This window comes from Mesorhizobium sp. M0292 (genome assembly GCF_040321695.1).
Taxonomy (GTDB): Bacteria; Pseudomonadota; Alphaproteobacteria; order Rhizobiales; family Rhizobiaceae; genus Mesorhizobium.
The window spans coordinates 1-20,895 of the sequence record NZ_JAMYSB010000033.1; the positions used below are offsets into that span (position 1 = coordinate 1).

Genomic DNA, 20,895 nt, shown 5'->3' on the forward strand with positions numbered 1-20,895 from the left:
CTGCGTTCCGGTGTCATTGGACGCGCCGGCCATTACGAGATTGGCCGCGGTTTTAACGCCCGCGCGCATCTGCAGGTAACTCGTTACGTAGGACCAGCCGTCGGCGATGCCGAGGCAGACGAGGCACAGGATGGGCAGCAACATGGAAAACTCGACGGCAGCTATCCCGGATTTGTCCAGGACAATGCGCAAGGTCCGCCCACCCATCCCGCTACTCGACGAGCTGAACGGATTGCGTCGCCGGAATGTTCTTCATCCCGAGGCTGGTGCAGTCCTGCTTGATGGTCGTACTGCCGGACCACTGGATGGTGTCGGCGACGACCTGAGTGCAGCCGCCGTTCCCGGAGAAGTTGCCAAGGTAGTTGACCTGCTGCCTGGGGAAATAGATGGCGCCGGTCAAAAGCGAGGCCGCGGTGCCGTTGAAGGTGCTCTGCGCCGCGGTCCCGGTCCTGTCGCCGTAGAACAGCACGCCGGAATAGGCTCCGGAGGTAGGCGCGCTCAGCGTCACCTTGGCGTTGCCGTTCATGCTGACGGTGTTGCTGCCTGCCATGAAGATGGTTACCCCGCTGCCGGCGACGACCGCGTTGGCGTTGACCTTCATACCGCCCTGCACGACGTAGACGCCGGGCTGCAGGGTGACGTTGCCGCTGAGGCTCATGCCGCTACAGTAGGTGCCAGGCTGGAGTGTTTGCGACGTCTTGTTGCCGTTGACATTCTTGCAAGGGTTGCCTGCTGTCGGCGTCGCCAAGCCGGAGAAAGGATCGGCTGCCGGCAAGGCTCGGGTGATGTTGGACTTGCAGACCGTGGTCGCTGGATTGTTCAGCACCATGCCGCCGACCGTGATCAGGCAGTCGGCCTTGAGCACCGCCGAGCCCTGCGTCTTTATGGCGTCCGAGGCAATCGAGTCCGACATGACCGAACAGCCGGTGAGGTTGACGGTGGTGTTGCCGGAAAAGAGCGCAGCCTGGGAGGCCGAGGGACTGAGCGCCAGCACACAAGCCTTGGAGGCGTCATTGATCAGCGCCACCGCCCTTGCCTGTTCGGCAACGGGCGCCTGGTTGAAAATCGCCGTGAAGTAGCGATCGAGATTCTGCTTGACGATGACCTCTACCGCCTTCTTCGCGGTGTTCGGGCCGGACAATGGCGGCGTGTTGACCTGGATCGTGCCCGGCGTGGCAAAATTGTTCGAGGTCGCGGACTGCGTGGCAGCGGCAATGATGGTCGGGTTATCGGAACCCGCGACTTTCTCGAGCGCACCGGCATAGGCCGCGGCATCGGCAACGGCCTGCAGCTTGAGGCTGCTGTAGTACCAGAGGGATGTCTCGACACCGAGGCCGGCGCCGCCGACCACGACCGGCAAGGTGAAGGCAAAGATGACGGCAACGTTACCATTCGTGGCGCGCGTTGGGCGGCCCAAAGCAAACCAAATCCGGGTGAACGCGTTGGATGCCATATGTATTAGAAACCACGAATAGATAAACGAATGTCTAAAAACTCCATTCCGATTCGACGTAGTCGAACGTGCTAGGCGCAATTGCAGCGACCACGGATCATCCTGTCGGAGGTACCGCCCCAGAATCGATGAATGCGAAATATGCCGCTATCGCGAACTTTGTTGTCGACCAAGTGACATTTAAATGCCCCCTCTGCGAAGAAGCTATCGAGAAGACAGGGGACACCGCTGCCCGGTAAGGGGAAAGATCGGCTCACGCCGCCTCAGGAACTTTGTGCAATCCGTCCGGGGCAGGCTTTGAGGGCCACACGCCCGAAACCAACCACTCCAGCCACGTTCAGTCCGTGAGGCGCCCACGAAACAACGTGGTGCCGTCGGTCAGCTGCGACCTGGAGATATCCCGGAATCCAGCCTCGGTCATCCACCCGCGATACTGACCTTCCGTGTACGACTCGCCTGCGCGGTAAAGGTTCAGGAAGGTGAGATTGAGAAAGACACCCTCAGGCGGGCCGAGGCGGTCGTCGTCGACGACACCCCACCCCGCAATTGCGATCTCGCCTCCCTGTGTGAGGCAACGCGCCGCGTTCAGGATCGAACTTCGTGCATGGTCCGGCGGCAGGACCTGGACGACGGCCTTCAGGATCGCCAAGTCATGCAGGCCGGTCGATGGCGCGACCGTTATGTCGCCTTCTTCGACAACCACATCGCCGGCACCGTATTCCGACAGGATCGCTGGTGCGACCGCTGCGACCGTCGGGAGTTCCATCAAAGTCGCCGCAATATGCGGCCATCGCTCGCGAAGTCCGACCAGAATGGTCCCGGCGCCGCCGCCGATGTCGATCACCGAACGGACCGCCGAGAGGTCCAGCTCACGGGCCAGATTCCGGCCGAAAATCACCCCTCCCGGTGCGAGCATGCGGCTGAAGGCCGCTGCGGATTCTGGCCCCGCTTCGGAAAAGTCGTGCAGCGCGGCCGGCCGGTTCTGCCGCAGCGACTCTGCGGTCAAAAGGTCGGCTCCCCAGAGTTCGCGCAGCAGCACATGATCGCCGCCGCGATAGGTCGGCTTGGACTCGTCGAGAAACTCCGACGCTTCGGCTCCGTTGCGAAACTGACCATCCTTGACGTCGAGGAGACCGATCCTGGCGAGCGCGTAGAGGAGCCGAGACAGACGAGCGGGCTCGACTTTGAGCGCTGCCCCAAGGCTGTCGGCAGTCGCAGCACCGCCGCCGAGCCGGGTGAAGATGCCAAGGTCCAGCCCGGCACGAAGCGCCTAGGCGGGGGGCACCCCTGCGATCAGCTTGTCGATCCGATCGGAATCCACCATGTCATATCCCGTTGTGCGATCCAGGATCGACTTTGAACAGCTCGGCCAACCTCGTCAAATCAGTTCACCAGCGCGCCGCTCTCCGCGTCGAACAGGTTCAGCTTGGCGGCATCGGGTTCGACGTAAAGGGTATCTCCGGGGCCGGCGCTGATCCTACCAGCGCCCGCGACCGTTGTGCGCCGCCCCGGCATACCTCAAAAATCCGGCTGTGATGATGGCTGGCCGCGCCTTCGAACGCTACGCAGGCAAGGCCAGCAGCGCCAGTCCGGCCAGCGCCGAGCCGGCCAATGTCGGCAGCATGCCGATCCTCAGTTTCAGCATGGCGACCATAGCGGCTGCCGCCAGCAGCGCGGCACGCCAATCCAGCGACGACAGCACCGGCACCTCCATGCCCAGGCCAACGCGGTGCACCGCGCCGAAGACGACATGAAGTGCGAACCACAGCGCAAGGTTCATCACCACGCCGACGACAGCCGCCGTGATCGCACTCAGCGCCGCCGACAGTGCCTTGTTGCCGCGCAGCGCCTCGATGTAGGGGGCACCGAGAAAGATCCAGAAGAAGCACGGCACGAACGTCACCCAGAGCGTCAGCAATGCGCCGAGCGATCCGGCGACAAGCGGTCCCATCGCACCGGCGTGCCGGTAGGCGGCGACGAAGCCGACGAATTGCAGCACCAGGATCAATGGTCCCGGCGTCGTCTCGGCCAGGCCAAGCCCATCGACCATTTCACCCGGCGCCAGCCAGCCGAACGACGTCACGGCTGCCTGCGCGACATAGGAGAGCGCGGCGTAGGCGCCGCCGAATGTGACCACCGCCATCAGGCTGAAGAAGCCGCCAAGCTGTGCCCAAACACTGGCAGGGCCGGTCAGCGCCAGGATCAGTACGACCGGCCCGAGCCAGATCGGCAGCCAGATCGCGATGGTGCGCGGCGCGTGCCATTTCGTCGGCTTGGTGTGAGCGAGTTCGCCGCGTTCGAACATGACGTCGACGGCACCCCTGACATCGGGCAAATTGTCCTTGCCGCGTGCGGCTCCGGAAAAACGCGCCGGTGCCAGGCGGTTGCCGATCCAGCCGGTCAGCCCTGCAACCAGGATGATCAGCGGAAACGGCAGCCGGATGACATAGATGGCAAGGAACGCGGCCACCGCGATCGCCACCATCACCCGGTTCTTGAGCGCCCGTTTGCCGATGCGGAGGACCGCCTCGACGACGACGGCCAGCACCGCCGCCTTGATGCCGAAAAACAGCGCCTCGATGACGGGCGCATCATTGTAAAGCACGTAGAAGATGCTGAGGCCCAGCATGACAAACGCACCGGGCAGCACGAACAGGATGCCGGCAACGAGGCCGCCGGCGGTCCGGTGCAGCAGCCAGCCGATATAGATGGCGAGCTGCTGTGCCTCGGGGCCTGGCAGAAGCATGCAGTAGTTGAGCGCATGCAGGAACCGCTGCTCGCCGATCCAGCGGCGATCCTCGACCAATTCCTTGTGCATCAGCGCGATCTGTCCGGCCGGCCCGCCGAAGGAGAGCAGGCCGATCCTTGCCCACAGTTTCGCGGCTTGGCGGAAGGTCGGGACGATCGGAGCCTCGGTAGCCTGTGCATCGTCGTCCGCGGCGAGGGCGCTCATGGCGCTTTGCCCGCGCTGGGCCAATTGTGGGTTTCGTCAGTGGCATCGCGGCACCATCTGAAGAACGCATCGTAGAGCAGCATGCCGGCATCAAGCTGTTCGAGATCGTCGCGGAACATGCGCGACAGCCCGAGCGATGCAGCGAGGAACCCGGCCGCCTGCGGTACGAGATCGAGGCGCGCCGTATCGGCTGCACGCACGATCAGCGCAAGGCGATCGAGCGCTTCGGACCGCAACCCGAACTCTTCGATCATCGTGTCGAAGGTGCAGCGCTCGCCGCGATGGCTCCAGAACACGTCGTCGATGTCGAAGGCAACTGCCCCAAACCGATCGGCGGCCGCCAGCACTTCAGACGGCTCGACAAACAGGAACACCGCCGAGGGATCGACGAAGCGGCGGATCAGCCAGGGACAGGCGATGCGGTCGACCTTGGGGCGGGCACGCGTCACCCAGACCGTGCGGCCCTTGTCGTCGCGGGGCGGTATCTTGTCGGCCTTGACCAGAAGTCCCTTGGCCGCCTGCCACGCCTCGAAGCCGCCTTCAAGGGATTCGGCAGCAATGCCCTCATGGCGCAGCCATGCGGCAACGCCTTGCGAGAGCTTCAGCCCCTTCTGGCAGATGACGACAGCATGAGCCCCCGTGAACTCGGCCGCCCAGCTCGAAACAGACTTGAAGTCGCGCCGGCACGAGGCCGGAAGCAGGCGCGGATCGGCGTCGTAGTCTTCGTCGATGCGGACATCGACAAGAACAGGCGCGTCGGACAGACCGACAAGGCGGGAAAGCTGCGCTACGGTGATTGCGGTTGTTGACGGCATGGCGTCCACCTCCAGAGTGAGAGTTTGGACGCGATCATTGGGCTGACGCCTCACGGGGTCGTCGCGAAGGAACCCCTTGCCACAATGCTGGATTGATCCTTCGCCTTTGTCAAGGAAAGAGCGGCGCCGGGGGAGCGCGCCTACTGCGCCGTCCAGCCGCCATCCATCGGCAAGGTGGTGCCGGTGATCTGTCTGGCTGCGTCAGAGCACAGGAACAGAGTCAGCGCGGCGAGCTCCTCGACGGTGACGAATTGCTTCGTCGGCTGCGCTGCCAGCAGCACGTCGTGCTTGACCTGTTCCTCGGTCATGCCGCGCGCCTTCATCGTGTCGGGGATCTGTTTTTCGACCAGTGGCGTCCAGACATAGCCGGGCGCGATGGCGTTGACGGTGATGCCGTCCTGCGCGACTTCCAGCGCTACCGTCTTGGTCAGACCCGCTATGCCGTGCTTGGCCGAGACGTAAGCCGACTTGAACGGCGAGGCGACCAGTGCATGCGCCGACGCGGTATTGATGATGCGGCCCCATTTGCGCGCCTTCATGCCGGGCACCACGGCCTTGATCGCGTAAAAGGCGGCCAGCAGATTGATGCGGATGATGGCTTCCCACTTGTCGTCGGGAAACTCCTCGATTGGCGCGACATGCTGTATCCCGGCATTGTTGACCAGAATGTCAAGGCTGCCCAAGGCCTGCTCGGCTTCGTGCACCATGGCGGTCACCGCTGCGCCGTCCATCATGTTGGCGCCGGAGTAGCGGCACTGGACGCCGAAATCCTTCTCGATGCCGGCGCGCTCCTGTTCGATCGCCGCGGCTTCGCCAAGGCCGTTGATCGTGACGTTGGCGCCCTCGGCGGCAAGGGCGCGGGCAATGGCCAGGCCAATGCCGCTGGTCGATCCGGTGACGAGCGCATTCTTCGAAGAAAGGGAACCCATGGAGATCTCGCGACTGTTGGGAGGGACTACAAAGACACATAGTTTGTGCGCCGCAACATGACAACGCCATAACCATATGTCGGCGCTGTTACAGCCCTAAAACGCGCTTTGCCGGCCTCGCCGAGCGCCGTCTCAAGGCTGACACGTCAAGGCTGACACGGCAGTGTTATGGTGCGGCGCAACATAGTCGGCCGCGCATTCGCGCAGTCATTCCTGAACCATCGATCCAACGAATAAGGGGGCTGTAGCTTGAAATCGCCGATGTCGTGATGCGTGCCTATGCCATGCCGCTCACCAACCGTCCTTTCCGCCCGGCCCGTATCGCTTCTTAGATCCGACGCCCTGAGCTATCCCGCAATCTCCAGCAGGGCCGATACCAGCAAGCGGCGTTCGTCGGCGGAAAGCACGTCGGAATCGAAGAGGTTCATGCTGCGCAGCCCTTCGATGGCCAGAAAGCAGACCAGCAGCGTCTTCAGGTCCGGCGTCTCGCTCTTCAGCCGCTGCAGCAGCTGCGACTTGAAGGCTTTTATCGGCGTCAGGAAATCCGGATCCTCGGCGATCGCCGAGAATATCCACGAAGCCGTCGGCTTCGGCTCCTCGCAATCATCCGCCGAGAGCCGGATATAGGTGGCGAGCAGGCTCTCGCCGCTGGCGCCGGCGACACGGCCCGATTCCAGCGCCAGCTCGAACGCGCGCAGGTAATTCTCCACCAGGCCCTGCATCAGTTTGGCCTTGGTCGGAAAGTTATATAACAGGCCGCCTTTCGACACGCCGGCGCGGCTGGCGACGGCGTCAAGCGACAGGCTGCCGGGACCGGTCTCGCGTGCGACATCGGCGGCGGCGGCGAGTATCTTGTCGCGCGAATTTGCCCTTTGGGTCTTCATCGATCCCTTCCCCCGCACCAGCCTAGGCGGAATTGACAAGACCGTCCAGACGGTACAGTAAGTTCGCCGTCATTTGTAATCGGGACCTGGCGTCGATAAGTGTCCCGCTATTCGGCTATTTTGCCGGACATCGGCCGAGGGGACAGTTCGTGAAGCGCTTCATCTCTATCACCGCAATTCTGCTTCTGCTCGCTCTGGTGTGCGTCGGCGTTGTCGGCTTCAACCTGTTCCGCGACAACGCTATCAAACAGTATTTCGCCACCATGAAGCCGCCGGCGACGACCGTATCGACGGTTGTCGTCAAGCCTTCCGACTGGACGCCGGGGGTCGAGGCGATCGGCACGGTACGCGCCGTGCGCGGTGTCGACCTTACCGTCGAGACCAGCGGCATCGTCAAGGACATCCTTTTCCATGCCAACCAGAAGGTGCCGGTCGATTCGGTCCTGCTGCAGCTCGACGATGCCGTCGAACGCGCGGATCTGGTCGCGGCCAAGGCGCAGTCCGTGTCCGACAAGACGGCGCTCGAACGCGCGCTGGAGCTGCAGCGGCGCGGCGTCGGAACGGATGCCACGCTCGACACCGCTCAAGCCGCTGCATCGGCCTCCGCCGCGCAGGTCAACAAGCTGCAGGCCGTGCTCGATCAGAAGCAGCTGACGGCGCCGTTCGCCGGCACCGTGGGCATCCCCAAGATCGACCTCGGCCAATATCTCTCGCCCGGCAACGCAGTGGTGACCTTGCAGGATCTGGACACCATGCGGGTCGATTTCTCGGTACCCGAACAGCAGCTGCCGCTGCTCAAGATAGGCCAGGCGGTGCGGCTCGGCCTCGGCGGCACCGGCGGCGGCGCCGACATGCCGTTTGCCGGCTCCATTCGCGGCATCGATCCCAAGATCGACGCTTCAAGCCGCCTGGTGTCCGTCCGCGGCGAGGTCGCCAACCCTGACGGCAAGCTGACGCCCGGCCAGTTCGTCCAGGTTCGCGTCGAGCTGCCGCAGGAGAAAAACATTCTGTCCTTGCCGCAGACGGCATTGACGTCGAGCCTCTATGGCGACTTCGTCTTCGTCGTCGTTCCGGCGAAGCCGGCGGAAGGCGCCCCAGCCGCGAAACCCGAGGAAAAGCCTGCTGCAGGGGCCGACGCAGCAAAGCCGGCGGCAGATGCAAAGCCGGCAGACGCGAAACCGGCTGCCGAAGACGCCGCGGCGAAGCCCGCGGACAAGCCGGCTGTCGACCCCGCGAAGCCCGCGGCAGAACCGGAAAAGCCGGCGCTCGTGCTGTCGCAGGTGTTCGTGAAGCCCGGCCGCCGCAACGACGGCATGGTCGAGATCATCGAGGGCATCAAGGCCGGTGACGAGGTCGTCACCGCCGGTCAGAATCGTCTCTTCAACGGCATGTCCGTCGCTGTCGACAACACCATTGACCCCAGCAAGTCGGCTAACCAGCAGGCTCAGCAATGAACTTTTCCGACATCTTCATTCGCCGGCCGGTCCTCTCCACCGTCCTCGCCTGCATGATCCTGCTCCTGGGTTTCCAGGGCATCTTCAACCTGTCGATCCGGCAGTATCCCAAGGTTGACGAGACGGCGATCACCATCACCACCGCCTATCCCGGCGCCAGCGCCGACCTGATCCAGGGCTTTATCTCCGCCCCGATCGCGCGGGCCGTCGCCTCGACCGAGAACATCGACTACGTCACCTCGTCCAGCCGGCCGTCTTCGAGCACTGTGGTCGTCCAGATGAAGCTCGGCTCCAATCCGGATGTCGCGCTCACCGAGGTCCTGTCGAAGGTGCAGGGCGTACGCGGCACCTTGCCGGATGCATCCAAGGATCCGGTCATCGTCAAGGGCACCGGCCAAGAGTTCGCGATGATGTACATCTCGATGCAGAATCCGAACATGAGCAAGGAGCAGCTCACCGAATATATCGAGCGCGTCGTGCGGCCCCGCATGTCGACGGTCGAAGGTGTCGCCGACGTGCAGATCTTCGGCGCCGAGGAATATTCGATGCGGGTCTGGATCGACCCGGTCAAGCTTGCTGCGCGTGGCGTCACCGCCGCCGAAGTGCTGGCGGCGATCAACAACTCCAACTTCCTGTCGGCGCCCGGCAACACCGAGAACGAATATGTCGTCTCCTCGATCACGGTTCGCTCGACGCTGCAGACGCCTGAGGCCTTTGCCGAGCTTCCGCTGCGCTCGACGGACGGCCAGGTGGTGCGCTTGCGCGACGTGGCGCGAGTCGAGCTTGCCGCCGAGAGCACCGACACGAGGGTGAGCTTCAATGGCAAGCCCGGCACCTTCCTCGCCATCTTCCCGACGCCGGCCGCCAACCCCCTGACAACGGCGGAGGCGATCCACAAGATCGTGCCTTTGATTCAAGAGACGCTGCCGAAAGGCATGACCATCGAAATCGTCTACGATTCCACCGAACAGATCAGCGCCTCGATCGATGAAGTGTTCAAGACCATCGCCGAAGCCGTCGCCATCGTCGTCGTGGTCATCCTGTTGTTCCTCGGCTCATTCCGCTCGGTGATGATGCCGATCGTGACCATCCCGCTGTCGCTGGTCGGCGTCTGCTTCCTTTTGTTTGCGGTCGGCTATTCGATCAACCTTCTGTCGCTGCTGGCCATGGTGCTGGCCATCGGCCTTGTCGTCGACGACGCTATCGTGGTGGTGGAGAACATCCATCGCCACATGGAGGAGGACCACATGTCGCCGATGCAGGCGGCCTTCAACGGCATGCGCGAGATTTTCTCCGCCATCGTGGCCATGACCATCACGCTCGCCGCCGTGTTCGCGCCGCTGGCCTTCACCGGCGGCCTGACCGGCGCGCTGTTCCGCGAGTTCGCGGTGACGCTCGCCGGTTCGGTGGTGCTGTCCGGCCTCATAGCCGTCACCATCACGCCGATGATGGCGGCGCGTCTGCTCAAGGCGGGATCGCACAGTCGCTTCCAGCGCGTCGTCGACGGAACCTTCAGCCGTGTCGAGCATGTCTATGAGCGGGCGGTCACCGCCTCCTTGAGAAATCGACCGGTGACGCTGCTGATGGTCGTGGCGCTGGTTGCGCTCACCGGCTTCATGTTCACCAAGACCTCGAGCGAACTGGCGCCGGAAGAGGACCAGGGCTTCCTGTTGTCTATCGTGACGGCACCGCGCTACGCGACCTCGGACTACACCGAGACCTACGTCAACCAGATCCTCGGCCTGGTGAAGGACATTCCCGAAACCAGGGCGCAATTCTCCGCCGTTGCCTTTGGCGGCGCCACCAACGGCGCCTTTGTCGGCTTCGCCTTTAGGGATTGGGCCGAGCGCCAGCGCAACTCAAAGGAGCTTCAAGCCGATATCCAGGGACGCCTCGGCAAGGTGGCCGGCGTCGAGGCCTTCGTCTTTGCGCCGCCGACGCTGCCGGGCTCCGGCGGCGGACTGCCGATCTCCATGGTGGTGCGCTCGACCGGTGGTTCCGCCGAGGTCTACGAGGCGGCCGAGCAGATTAAGAACAAGGCGCAGGCCTCCGGCCGCTTCATCGTCGTGCAAAACTCGATGTCCTTTGACGCTCCGCAGGTGACGGTGACCATCGACCGCGACCGCGCGGCGGCTCTCAACCTGCCGATCGCCGACATCGGCCAGACGCTGACGCTGCTGGTCGGCGGCGCCGAAGTGGCTCAGTTCGACCGCGACTCCAACAGCTACGACATCATCCCGCAGGTGCCGAAGGAATTCCGCGACAATCCCGAGAAGCTCGGCGAATATTTCGTGCGTAGCGTGACCGGCGAAATGGTGCCGCTTTCAGCGGTGGTGAAGATTTCGACCAACGCCGCGCCGGCCGCGATCGAGCAGTTCAACCAGCTGAACTCGGCGACGATATCAGCGCTGCCGCTTCCCGGCGTCACCACGGGCGACGGGCTGCAGACCCTGGAGAACCTTGCCAAGGAGAGCCTGCCCGATACCTTCTTCATCGATTATTCCGGCCAGTCCCGGCAGGAGAAGGAGCAGGGCAACACGATCCTTATCGCGTTCGCAGCCGCCGTAATCGTCATCTATCTGGTGCTGGCGGCGCAGTTCGAAAGCTTCCGCGACCCGCTGATCATCATGATGGCGGTGCCACTGTCGATCTTTGGCGCCATCGTGCCGCTCAATCTGGGGCTTGGAACGCTCAATATCTACACGCAGGTCGGCCTGATCACACTGATAGGTCTGATCACCAAGCACGGCATTCTTCTGGTCGAGTTCGCCAACCAGCAGCGCGAGTTGCATGGCATGAGGCGGCGCGATGCGATCGTCGCCTCGGCCAAGGTGCGCTTGCGGCCGATCCTGATGACGACAGCGGCGATGGCGCTCGGCGTCGTGCCGCTGATCGTGTCCAGTGGTGCTGGTGCGGCGGCGCGCTATTCGATGGGCCTCGTGATCTTCACCGGCATCCTGGTCGGAACCATGTTCACCCTGTTCGTGGTGCCGATGTTCTACACCTTCATCGCCAGCAAGGACCTGCCGCACCACGCCGAAAAGCCAGACCCGAAGCTGATGCCGGTGCACGCGGACTGAGCGCGAACGGCGTCAGCGAACAAACGAAAAGAGGCCGGAAATTTCCGGCCTCTTTTTTTGACTGGATTGATTTACCGCGAAGCCCCGATGGAGCTCCAAGGCGGGAACTTGCGGTGCGGCATGACCTGTCCGGCTGCGCTGCACCATCGCTCCAAACGCAGTCTGCTACTTGACGATGACGATGCTGGTGTTGGTCGGGCCGAAGGTTTCGACCAACTGGTAGAAGTCGGCGGCATTGTCGGGATGCAGCCGCACGCAGCCATGCGACGCCGGCCGTCCCAGCCGCTTGATGGCGTTGGTCGCATGCACGGCGTAGCCGCCGCTGAAGAAGACCGAATGCGGCATCGGCGCGTTGTCGTATTTCTTCGAATGCCACATCTCGTGCATGCGGGTCGGCTTGAACGAGCCGGTCGGCGTGACATGCGCACTGTCGCCGGTCGAGACCTTCCAGGCGAAAGTCGGCCGGCCATCGACCAGCACTTCCATGGTCTGCTGCGACAGCGAAACACGCGCGACGATCTGGTTTGCCGCGGCATGGGCGGTGCTGTTGGCGGCGCCAAGCAGAAGCGCGGCGCCGGCAGCGGCGGCGGTGACGCTGATGAGTTTGGCGGAAATGGCTTTGTACATGATGGCTCCCCTTTGCCGGCCCGGCCGGCGTCAATTCGATGGCCGTTTATCCCTGCGTCATGTTTCAAGCTGATTTCGGTTGACGCTCGTTTGTGTTTCGAATCTGTTTCCTCGGATTAACAAGCAAGGTGGACAACAAGGAGCGTGCTCCCGTCTTCGCTGCGCACTCCCGATCACCCACCGCGCCCACAAACGAAAGTGCTGATGTCCTTATATGAAAGAAGATTGGCTTCGCTCGAAACCGACTTGCAACAAAGCGCGGCCTGGGCGGCATGATCTGGTTACAGGCTCGCGGCACAGTCATCCCAACGAGAACAGCCGGCGCCAACGAAAATGAGCATCAAATCGACCACCCTGTCCTGGTACTTCAGGATAAGCATCGCCGCATTTGTCGTCGGCGGCATCGGCACAGTAGCCGGCACCCCGATGACGAAACTGGCGGTGATGAATTCGGGTGAGATTTCGACGCTGCATGCCGCGCTGTTCATAGCCTTGGTCTGGATTGTCTCCAGTCTGCGCATCAACCGTCTCAGGGCCCTCTGGCGGGTCGGCCTCGGGTTGAAGTGGATGCGCGGCCCCTCCGGCAACTTGCTGCCGAGAGGACCGAAGGCCCGCGTCGCAACGGGGGGCTCCGTGGGCGACGCGGGCACTTCGGGTTTATCCTGAAGCACCCGCGGTTCTGATTTTTGGGGACAACCGATGAAGACGAAATCTGCAGCCTCCGTGCTTTCGGTACTGCTCTATGCACAAGGCCTGCTCGGCTTTGCCGGTCTCGCCACGGTTCTTCTGAAGGACCGCGCGCATGCCGCCAGCGAAATCGTAGTCGCCAGCGAATTGCCGTCGGGACCATCGCTTCTGGTGGTGCGCTGACGCCTATGCATGGCGCCCGAGATTGCGCAGCTTTTTTGGGCGAGCCGAGGAACAATCCAGCCTCCCGACCCTCAGTCGGCGCGCTGCGTCGGCGGGTCGAACCGGTAGCCTGCGCCGCGTATAGTTGTGATGGTTTCGGTGTCGAGCTTGCGGCGCAGCCGCACGATGCGCGAATCGATCGAGCGGTCGAAGGCATCGGCATTTTCGGCGGGCGCCGCCGCAATGATGTCGTCGCGCGTCAGCACCTTGCGCGGGCTGGCCAGAAACAGCCTGAGCAGCGCCACCTGGCCCGGCGACAGCTGTTCTTCCGTACCCGAACGGTGCATGACGATGGCCGACCGCAAATCGACGGTGGCATTTTCCAGCACGATCAGTTCCTGGGCGGACCTGCCGCGCCGCGTCAGCAGGCCGCCTATGCGCGCGGCAAGCTCCCTGACATTGAGCGGACTTTCGACGACATCTGCGGCGCCAAGCTCGAGCGCCAGCACCTTGTCGACCAGATCGGCCGGCCGGCAGATCAGGATGAAATCCGGCCCCGCCTTCCCGTCCGCGCTCTGGCCGCCGCCATAACGCCTGAGCAGGTCCCGCCCCTCCGCCTGGCTGAGGCTGTCGCCGACGATGACGATATCGATGCCTCCGGCCGAAAGCAGGGATTCAGCTTCCCAGGGCTGCCGCGCCTCGCGCACGTCATGGCCGCGCCGGTCGAGATGATCGGCAAGATCGCCGGCCACCACATCGGCGACGGAAACCAGCGCGATGACGGATCGTGCAGCCATGTTTTTCTTCCCGTTCCCCCGCAACCGGATATGAGTGCTGGACATCATGTTTATACCCAATCTACTTTCCGCTGAAAGCGGGAGCGAGGCCATAGTGCGGGCACGGATTGTCATCGTCGAGGACGAGCCCGATCTCCGGGACGCGGTCGCCGAGTATCTCGGCGCCAACGGCTACGATGTGACCCAGGCCGGAAGCGCGGCCGAGGCGCGCGCCTTGCTGGAGACGGAATCGTTTCATTTGGCCATTCTCGACATCGCCATGCCGGGCGAGGACGGACTGTCGCTCGGCCGCTGGCTGCGCTCGCAAATACCGGTCGGCATCATCTATGCCACGGCCGCCGGCACCGCACTCGACCGCATTGTCGGGCTGGAGCTTGGCGCCGACGACTACATCGTCAAGCCCTACGAGTTGCGTGAGGTGCTGGCTCGTGTGCGCAGCGTGCTGCGCCGCGTTCCGCAGCCGAGCCCGCCCCAGGCGGCGAAGACACAAGCCGATGGCGGCCGCCGCCTGACCTTCGGCCCGTTCCAGGCCGACCTCGACGGCAGGCTTGTCACCGGCGCCAACGGCGCCGTCATCGACATGGCCAAGAGCGAGTTCGATGTGCTGGAGGTTTTCCTGACCCGCGCCAACCGGCTGTTGACGCGATCGGCGATCTCCGAGGCGATTGGTTTTGTCGAGGATCCTGAATCGTCGCGCGCCGTCGACATTCGCATCATGCGGCTGCGCAAGAAGATCGAAACCGATCCGGCCAATCCGAAATTTTTGCGCACAGTGCGCGGCGAAGGCTATATCTTCTCGCTGCCGACCGGTGACGGGCACTAGAGCAATTACAGGAAAAGTGTACGCGGCTTCCGCCCGGAATTGCGTAAAAACAAAGAGATAGAGGCTTCTCCGTTTCCGTGAAACGGTGAAACGCTCTAGCAATTCCAGGAACAGTGCGTAGCGATTTTCCGTTCGGGATTGCATTGAAACATGGAGCGTTTCACCTTTTTCGTGAAATGCTCCATAGCTGCCTAATTCGACGGCCCTTTACTGATGGCTGACATGACCGCTGAACCAGCACCACGTATGGACCCGCAAGGCGCTCGCCAGAGCGCCGCGATGGCGGCTGTGCGCGTCGTCCGCCGGTTGCGCGATGCCGGCGACTGGCAGCGCGAGATGGAAACCATCCTCGAAACGCTCTGCAGCGCCATGAATTGCCAGCGCGGCATCCTGTTCAGGCTGCGCGAATTGCCCGGCCAGGGCTTCGCCCAATCGGTCGCCGCCTACTGGATCGATCCTCGCTTCGGCGGCGAACTGGCTTCGCCGACGGTGATCATGCAGTCGATCGTCGATACCGATCCGCTGCTGGAGCGGATTGGAGAGGACGAGCGGCAAGGCAAGATCTTCGCCGGCCATACGCGCGATCTCGACGGGTTCCTCAGGGCCGATTTCGAAAAGCAGCACATCAAGTCGTTCCTGTCGGTATCGGTGTTCGCGCACGGTCATCTGTGGGGCACGTTCGCGGTCAATGACTGCCTAAACGAGCGCGAATGGACCGAAGAGGAAGAGGCGACGATGCACATCATCGCGCTCGCCATCGGCGACGCCATCGAGCACTCGCCGTCCGACGCCCATGCCAGCGAAGTCATCCGCCGCACCATGCTGCAGGCGTCGCTCGACGCCATCATCGTCATCGACGAGACCGGCTCGATCATCGAATTCAATCCGGCCGCCGAAAAGATGTTCGGCTATCAGCGCAGCGACATCCTCGGCAAGGACCTGCTCGATACCGTGGTGCCGGAATATTACCGCAAGGGCTATGTCTCGGGCGCCGAATACATGTCTGGCCGCGGCGCGCCGATGGTTGGCCAACGGCTTGAGACCGTGACACAGAATGCGGCCGGCGAGGTGTTTCCCATCGAATTGACGGCGACCGAGATGCGGGTGGCTGACCGTCAGCTCATCTTCGGTTCGATCCGCGATCTGCGCGATAAGCTGCGCGCCGAAGAAGAGATCAACCGCCAGCGCGAAAAACTGCACCAGAACGAGAAGATGGCGGCGATGGGTTCACTGCTGGCCGGTGTTTCGCACGAGCTCAACAACCCGCTCGCCGTGGTCGTTGCGCAGTCGACGCTGCTGCATGAATTCGCCACCGACCCGCAGACCAAGGTTCGCGCCGAGAAAGTGCGCGCCGCTGCCGAGCGCTGCGGCCGCATCGTCAAAAGCTTCCTGTCGATGGTGCGCCTGCATCCGGCGGCGCAGGCCGAGACCGATCTCAACCAGGTGATCCGCGCCGCACTCGAAGTGACCGCCTATGGCGCACGCTCGAGCGGCATCATCATCGACACCGATTTCGCGCCCGGCCCGCTGCTGGCGATGGCCGATGCCGACCACGTCACGCAGGTGGCCGCCAATTTCCTGATCAACAGCCAACACGCTCTGGCCGGTATCGGCGGCGACCGCCTGATCAAGGTGCGGACATTCCGCAGCGATCGCGGCAACCCCGGGTTTTCGGTCGAGGACAACGGACCGGGCATTCCCGAGGCGATCCGCAGCCGCATCTTCGAATCCTATTTCACCACCAAGCCGGTCGGCGTCGGCACCGGCATCGGCCTGTCGATCTCGAAATCGATCGTCGAGCGCCACAACGGCAATATCTGGTTCGAGGAGGTGCTGCCGCGTGGCGCGCGCTTCGTCGTCCAGCTGCCGGTAATCACCGGCGGCGCGGCAGCAGCCGGCGACAGCCCGGCTCGTTCCAGCGGCTTGCGCCATGCGCTGATCATCGACGACGAACCCGACGTCGCCGGCTCCCTCTCCGACATCCTGGAACTGATGGGTATCAAGTCGCGGGTCGTGCCGGCCTGGACGTCGGCGGCGGCGACCTTGACCGGCCACATGCCGCCAGACATCGTCTTTTCCGACTTGCGCATGCCCGGCACCAGCGGCATTGCCATCTACCGCGAATTGCTCGCCGACAACCTGGCGCTGGCCAAACGCTTCGTGCTGGTCACCGGCGACCTGATCGGCGCCAAGGCCGAGATCGAAGCCTTGCCGGCGCCGCAGCGCCCGCAAATCCTGGAAAAGCCGTTCTCGACGCTGGACGTCCGCGGCGTACTCTCGGCAATAGCCGACCAGGTCGCCGCCGCCGGCTAAGTTTTCGGAAGCACCCATGTAGGGTCTATCGAGATTCGGGTCAGGCCGAGTCGAGAATGGTGGTTCCCGAGAACCGGAGCGGAGCGTACTTGAAGTACGCGAGCACCGGAAGCGCAGGGAACCTCCATGCGCAGGCCGGCCTCACCCGAATATCGATAGGCCCTAAAAAAGAGGCTCCCGACCGAGGGAAGCGGCGGGAGCCAAGAACGAGCGCGGGAGGAAGCGCTCGGGAGGTTCAGAAAACGTTGGGTGTCGTGGTCAGCGGCGCTGCGTTGGCGATCATGCGGACGGAACGCGCCTTGTGCACGCCGGACTGGGCGGCGATGACGCGCAGGCACTCCGCGCTCTCGGCGCCCCAGGCCTGACCCTGGCAGGCAAAATCGATTTCCGGCTCCGGCAGCCGGGCGGTCTTGATGGTGGTCGGCGCGCCCTGGACAACATTGGCCGGCGGGTTGAGCGAAGCAAAAGCCGGACCGGAAGCCGGTGTCAGGAACATGACGGCCAGAGCGCAGGCGCCCAGCATGGAGAACATCGCAACCGGATGGTCGCTGGCGCGCTGACGCAGTGCCAGTTTGGCGCGTCGTTCGTTGCTAGTGATCTCGACTTTCGTATGCATTGCTGCTCCCCTTCGTTTTCTTATGAAACGAACCTAAGCGCGCCTGGTAACGGGCGAATGATGCGCTTGGCTTGCCCGCGTAACAGGTTTGAAACAAGAAATTCGGGCATATCCGGACAGATCCGGTCATGTGCCGACGGCAAGATGCGTTTGCGAAGCTGTTTCATGCGGGCAATCAAATGTTGACGACAGGCGGGCCGCGAACGCACCAAGCCCGCTTCCTGTCGGCCGCACTATGAACAAGCTCACACTGCGGATCGAATTTGCGGACGCCAGGTATTTTCGTCTCGGAGCGGGCCGTGTTTGCAAGCTCGGCACGGCCAAATCCGCATGCCGGACAGCTATTTCACGCCCCCGGTTAACGCCCGGATATTCCGGGATTTTCTGGCTTTCAGCTGGTCCTGTTGTGCCGACTTGAAAAGTTGAGATTTCTACAAGCCATTGCATTTCAATGTAAAATATGGTTTTATTGAATGAGTATTCAATAAAAGAAGAGCTTTTTTATGAACCCGCATCTCCGTGACGTGGCGATCCCCAATGATTGGGACCGGCGGGGTCTGCCGGGCTGGAGTTATCACTCCGACGCGCTTCTCGAACTTGAGAAGGAATACGTCTTCCGCAACCATTGGCAGATCGCCGGCCATGTCTGCGACGTGCCGAATGCCGGCGACTATCTGACTATGGACGTGGTCGGCGAGCGGGCGCTCATCGTGCGCGGCAAGGACGGCGTCGTGCGCGCCTTCAACAACATGTGCCGGCATCGCGGCAGCCGCGTCGTCGCCGACAGCCAGGGCACCTGCAAGAACGCGCTGGTCTGCCCGTTCCATGGCTGGGTCTACAATCTCGACGGCACGCTGCGCGGCGCCGCCCGGCCGCGCTCCTTCCCCGAGCTCGACAAGACCGAATTCGGCCTGATGCCGCTCGACCTTGAGATATGGATGGGCTTCATCTTTGTCCGCTTTCGCAAGGGCGGCCCGCAGCCTTCGGTGGCCGAACTGTTGAAGCCGATCGAGGCCGAGATGGCACACTACAACGTGGCCGAGATGGTGCCGTCCTGGGGCATCTGGACACAGAAAACGCCGGTCAACTGGAAGTCGGTGCGCGACGTCGACAATGAAGGCTACCACGTCGCCATGGCGCATCCGGCGCTGCAGGATCTCTACGGCTCGACCTATTTCGACGAGCCGTTCATCAACGGCGTGTCGCGCTCGTTTGCCACCTACAATCCGCATGCCGGCCGGCGCTGGAGCGTGCGCGAATACATCAAGCTCACGCCCGATGCCTCACACCTGCCGGAGCATCTGCGCAGGGCCTGGATCTATTACGGCATCTTCCCCAACAACGCGCTGTCGATCATGCCGGAATCGGTGCAGTTCTATCAGGAGTTCCCGCTGTCGACCGGCGAGACGCTGCTGCGCGGCGCCATCTACCGCTACCCCGACGAGACCCGGGAACAGGCGGCCGCCCGCTATCTCGCCTACCGCATCGACCGCGATACCATGAACGAGGACGTGCAGCTTTCCGTCTGGTCAAACGAGTCCATGATCTCGGAGGCCTTCGAGGGTTTTTATCTCTCCGACCTCGAATACGGTGTGCGCACCCACCACGACCATCTGCGCAAGCAGATCCCGGTGCTGGGCCTGGAGACGGCGCCGGAGGAGAAGGACATGTGGAACCTCAATGAGGCTATGCGCTCGCAGGTGTAGGGGCGGAACTGCCAGTCACCCCTGCCACACGCCCTCTTTGCGCAGATCATCCATGGTCCGCGAAATGCCTTCGCGCAGGATCGCCACTATGTCGTCGATCTGCTCTCGCGTGATGATCAGCGGCGGCGACATCACGCACATGTTGATCAGCGGCCGGACCAGGAGGCCGAGTTCGTGGCAATGCGCGTCGATGCGCTTGCCGACATCCTTGTCGAGCTGCAGCGGATCCTTGCTTTCGCGGTCGGCTACGCACTCGACGCAGCCCATCAGGCCCATGCCGCGGACTTCGCCAACCAGCGGCAGTTCCTCCAGCGTCTTCAACTGCGCCTGGAAATAGGGCGCGACATCGCGCGTGTGGGCCAGCACGCTGTCTTCCAGGATATCGAGGTTCTTCAGCGCCACCGCGCAGCCGATGGGATGACTGGTATAGGTCAGGCCATGGCCGAACATCGCATCGGGATGGTTGGAACGGCGCATTTCCTGAAGCAGCCGCTCCGAGATGATGACGCCGCCAAGCGGGAAATAGCCTGATGTAACGCCCTTGGCGAAGGTGATCATGTCGGGGTCGATGCCGAAGCCATCGCCGGAGGCAAAGACATGGCCGAGCCGCCCGAAGCCGGTCACCACCTCATCGGAGATATAGAGGATATCGTTGTCCCTGCAGATTTCGCGAATGCGCTTGAGATAGCCATCCGGCGGCACGACGACGCCGCCGGATGCCTGCACCGGTTCGCCGACGAAAGCACCGATCTTCTCTGCGCCGACGCGGGCGACCGCATCGCGAAACTGATCGACCAGGAAATCGCAGAAGGCGGCGATGTCAATGCCTTTCGGCCGCCGGAACGGGTCTGGCGAGGACAGTTTGACGACCAGATCGTCGGCGCCGTCCATCCAGTCGCGGTCGCGCGGCCGGCCGTTGAGCGAGGCCGACAGATAGGTCGAGCCGTGATAGGCGCCGCCGCGGCTGAGGATCAGCTTCTTTTCCGGCCGCCCGCGCACATTGTTGTAGAACTGCATGAAGCGCAGCGCCGTCTCGACAGCCGACGATCCGCCGGTGGTGAAGAAGGTATGGCTGAGATCGCCCGGCGCATGATCGGCGAGGCGCTTGGCGAGCTCGGCCGACGGCGCATTCATCGTATACCAGGGCGTGTTGTAGGACAGCATCATCGCCTGGTCGTACATCACCCTGGCCAGCTCCTCGCGGCGGTGGCCGACATTGATGCACCACATGCCGGCCGGCCCGTCGATCAGTCGCTTGCCTGTTACATCGGTGATGTAGATGCCATCGCCCTCGCCAATCAGCGCACGCGCTTCATTGCCGACCGAGCCGGCATAAGGCCAGGGCTGGATGAGATGGCGCTTGGCCAGCTCGACCGCATCGCCACCGTCAGCCATTTCCATCGCTCTTAGGTCTCTTGCAGCCGCCATCATTGCCTCGCATCGTCTGAGCGTAATTTCACCGGACAGAAAGCGAAGCGCCAAGGGCAGGAAAGCCGGCTTTCTTCACTTCATTTTGAATGTCCGTTCAATCAATATTGCAGAAATAGCGCTTGATTTCAATGCACGGATGCGCTCATGATGAAAGAAAGCCGGCAA

The 20,895-nt window shown here is 63.0% G+C and carries 18 protein-coding genes and 1 pseudogene; 7 read left to right on the forward strand and 12 right to left on the reverse strand.

What is annotated here, in order from left to right:
* From NKI96_RS29890 to NKI96_RS29925, 8 genes and pseudogenes are all read right to left on the reverse strand, one after another.
* Nucleotides 1-207, reverse strand: a 207-nt coding sequence (locus NKI96_RS29890) for a TadE/TadG family type IV pilus assembly protein (RefSeq protein WP_352807541.1), incomplete at its 3' end; no start/stop codon positions are given.
* Nucleotides 208-211: 4 nt separating this feature from the next.
* Entirely contained in the window at nt 212-1,417 is a 1,206-nt protein-coding gene (locus tag NKI96_RS29895; RefSeq protein ID WP_460221833.1) for a pilus assembly protein TadG-related protein, read from the reverse strand.
* Between the two features lie 373 nt (nt 1,418-1,790).
* On the reverse strand, nt 1,791-2,492 hold the full coding sequence (locus tag NKI96_RS29900; protein ID WP_352807544.1) for a methyltransferase: 702 nt from the start codon (nt 2,490-2,492) through the stop codon (nt 1,791-1,793).
* Nucleotides 2,493-2,588: 96 nt separating this feature from the next.
* Nucleotides 2,589-2,708 (reverse strand): annotated as a pseudogene (locus NKI96_RS32625) (methyltransferase); the annotation flags it as partial.
* A 306-nt stretch (nt 2,709-3,014) separates the two neighbouring features.
* Nucleotides 3,015-4,406, reverse strand: coding sequence for a chromate efflux transporter (gene chrA / locus NKI96_RS29910; protein WP_352807547.1), 1,392 nt, complete (start codon nt 4,404-4,406; stop codon nt 3,015-3,017).
* Complete coding sequence (locus NKI96_RS29915; protein WP_023670055.1) at nt 4,403-5,221, reverse strand: chromate resistance protein ChrB domain-containing protein; 819 nt, start codon at nt 5,219-5,221, stop codon at nt 4,403-4,405. Before NKI96_RS29915 ends, chrA begins: the two co-directional genes overlap by 4 nt.
* A 140-nt stretch (nt 5,222-5,361) precedes the next feature.
* On the reverse strand, nt 5,362-6,150 hold the full coding sequence (locus NKI96_RS29920) for a 3-hydroxybutyrate dehydrogenase (protein ID WP_023822562.1): 789 nt from the start codon (nt 6,148-6,150) through the stop codon (nt 5,362-5,364).
* Between the two features lie 347 nt (nt 6,151-6,497).
* Nucleotides 6,498-7,034 (reverse strand): TetR/AcrR family transcriptional regulator, encoded by a 537-nt coding sequence (locus tag NKI96_RS29925; protein ID WP_023693712.1) that lies wholly within the window; start codon nt 7,032-7,034, stop codon nt 6,498-6,500.
* Nucleotides 7,035-7,183: 149 nt separating this feature from the next.
* On the opposite strand from NKI96_RS29925, the gene NKI96_RS29930 reads away from it, so the two are divergent.
* Nucleotides 7,184-8,488, forward strand: coding sequence for an efflux RND transporter periplasmic adaptor subunit (locus NKI96_RS29930; protein ID WP_023670058.1), 1,305 nt, complete (start codon nt 7,184-7,186; stop codon nt 8,486-8,488).
* The gene (locus NKI96_RS29935) at nt 8,485-11,568 is read left to right on the forward strand and encodes an efflux RND transporter permease subunit (protein ID WP_352666284.1); all 3,084 of its coding nucleotides are present in this window, start codon (nt 8,485-8,487) and stop codon (nt 11,566-11,568) included. Before NKI96_RS29930 ends, NKI96_RS29935 begins: the two co-directional genes overlap by 4 nt.
* Nucleotides 11,569-11,733: 165 nt before the next feature.
* Here the strand turns inward: NKI96_RS29935 and NKI96_RS29940 are convergent, their stop codons facing one another.
* Complete coding sequence (locus NKI96_RS29940; RefSeq protein ID WP_023711689.1) at nt 11,734-12,195, reverse strand: L,D-transpeptidase; 462 nt, start codon at nt 12,193-12,195, stop codon at nt 11,734-11,736.
* Nucleotides 12,196-12,528: 333 nt separating this feature from the next.
* On the opposite strand from NKI96_RS29940, the gene NKI96_RS29945 reads away from it, so the two are divergent.
* Together NKI96_RS29945 and NKI96_RS29950 are read left to right on the forward strand one after the other, a co-directional pair.
* Nucleotides 12,529-12,861 (forward strand): hypothetical protein, encoded by a 333-nt coding sequence (locus NKI96_RS29945; protein WP_023713277.1) that lies wholly within the window; start codon nt 12,529-12,531, stop codon nt 12,859-12,861.
* A 33-nt stretch (nt 12,862-12,894) separates the two neighbouring features.
* Entirely contained in the window at nt 12,895-13,065 is a 171-nt protein-coding gene (locus tag NKI96_RS29950) for a hypothetical protein (protein ID WP_023670062.1), read from the forward strand.
* Between the two features lie 71 nt (nt 13,066-13,136).
* Here the strand turns inward: NKI96_RS29950 and NKI96_RS29955 are convergent, their stop codons facing one another.
* Nucleotides 13,137-13,841 (reverse strand): response regulator transcription factor, encoded by a 705-nt coding sequence (locus NKI96_RS29955; RefSeq protein WP_023670063.1) that lies wholly within the window; start codon nt 13,839-13,841, stop codon nt 13,137-13,139.
* A gap of 94 nt (nt 13,842-13,935) precedes the next feature.
* Here NKI96_RS29955 and NKI96_RS29960 point away from each other — a divergent pair, with 94 nt between their 5' ends.
* Nucleotides 13,936-14,664: a response regulator gene (locus NKI96_RS29960; protein WP_023690130.1), complete on the forward strand. Its 729-nt coding sequence runs from the start codon at nt 13,936-13,938 to the stop codon at nt 14,662-14,664.
* 222 nt (nt 14,665-14,886) lie between these two features.
* Nucleotides 14,887-16,977, forward strand: a complete 2,091-nt coding sequence (locus tag NKI96_RS29965) for a hybrid sensor histidine kinase/response regulator (RefSeq protein WP_023670065.1) — start codon at nt 14,887-14,889, stop codon at nt 16,975-16,977.
* Between the two features lie 235 nt (nt 16,978-17,212).
* Here the strand turns inward: NKI96_RS29965 and NKI96_RS29970 are convergent, their stop codons facing one another.
* Nucleotides 17,213-17,593: a hypothetical protein gene (locus NKI96_RS29970; RefSeq protein ID WP_023670066.1), complete on the reverse strand. Its 381-nt coding sequence runs from the start codon at nt 17,591-17,593 to the stop codon at nt 17,213-17,215.
* A gap of 503 nt (nt 17,594-18,096) precedes the next feature.
* On the opposite strand from NKI96_RS29970, the gene NKI96_RS29975 reads away from it, so the two are divergent.
* Entirely contained in the window at nt 18,097-19,299 is a 1,203-nt protein-coding gene (locus NKI96_RS29975; protein WP_023696407.1) for an aromatic ring-hydroxylating oxygenase subunit alpha, read from the forward strand.
* A gap of 15 nt (nt 19,300-19,314) precedes the next feature.
* On the opposite strand, the gene NKI96_RS29980 is transcribed toward NKI96_RS29975, so the two are convergent.
* Nucleotides 19,315-20,727 (reverse strand): aminotransferase, encoded by a 1,413-nt coding sequence (locus NKI96_RS29980; protein ID WP_352807549.1) that lies wholly within the window; start codon nt 20,725-20,727, stop codon nt 19,315-19,317.
* Nucleotides 20,728-20,895 lie beyond the last annotated feature (168 nt).

Bases quoted from the DNA above. Each gene is read 5' to 3' on its own strand.
- NKI96_RS29920 (WP_023822562.1), bottom strand. From the start codon at position 6,150: ATGGGTTCCCTTTCTTCGAAGAATGCGCTCGTCACCGGATCGACCAGC.
- NKI96_RS29980 (WP_352807549.1), bottom strand. From the start codon at position 20,727: ATGGCGGCTGCAAGAGACCTAAGAGCGATGGAAATGGCTGACGGTGGC.
- NKI96_RS29955 (WP_023670063.1), bottom strand. From the start codon at position 13,841: ATGGCTGCACGATCCGTCATCGCGCTGGTTTCCGTCGCCGATGTGGTG.
- NKI96_RS29965 (WP_023670065.1), top strand. From the start codon at position 14,887: ATGACCGCTGAACCAGCACCACGTATGGACCCGCAAGGCGCTCGCCAG.
- NKI96_RS29950 (WP_023670062.1), top strand. From the start codon at position 12,895: ATGAAGACGAAATCTGCAGCCTCCGTGCTTTCGGTACTGCTCTATGCA.
- NKI96_RS29945 (WP_023713277.1), top strand. From the start codon at position 12,529: ATGAGCATCAAATCGACCACCCTGTCCTGGTACTTCAGGATAAGCATC.
- NKI96_RS29935 (WP_352666284.1), top strand. From the start codon at position 8,485: ATGAACTTTTCCGACATCTTCATTCGCCGGCCGGTCCTCTCCACCGTC.
- NKI96_RS29925 (WP_023693712.1), bottom strand. From the start codon at position 7,034: ATGAAGACCCAAAGGGCAAATTCGCGCGACAAGATACTCGCCGCCGCC.
- NKI96_RS29915 (WP_023670055.1), bottom strand. From the start codon at position 5,221: ATGCCGTCAACAACCGCAATCACCGTAGCGCAGCTTTCCCGCCTTGTC.
- chrA (WP_352807547.1), bottom strand. From the start codon at position 4,406: ATGAGCGCCCTCGCCGCGGACGACGATGCACAGGCTACCGAGGCTCCG.
- NKI96_RS29940 (WP_023711689.1), bottom strand. From the start codon at position 12,195: ATGTACAAAGCCATTTCCGCCAAACTCATCAGCGTCACCGCCGCCGCT.
- NKI96_RS29975 (WP_023696407.1), top strand. From the start codon at position 18,097: ATGAACCCGCATCTCCGTGACGTGGCGATCCCCAATGATTGGGACCGG.
- NKI96_RS29970 (WP_023670066.1), bottom strand. From the start codon at position 17,593: ATGCATACGAAAGTCGAGATCACTAGCAACGAACGACGCGCCAAACTG.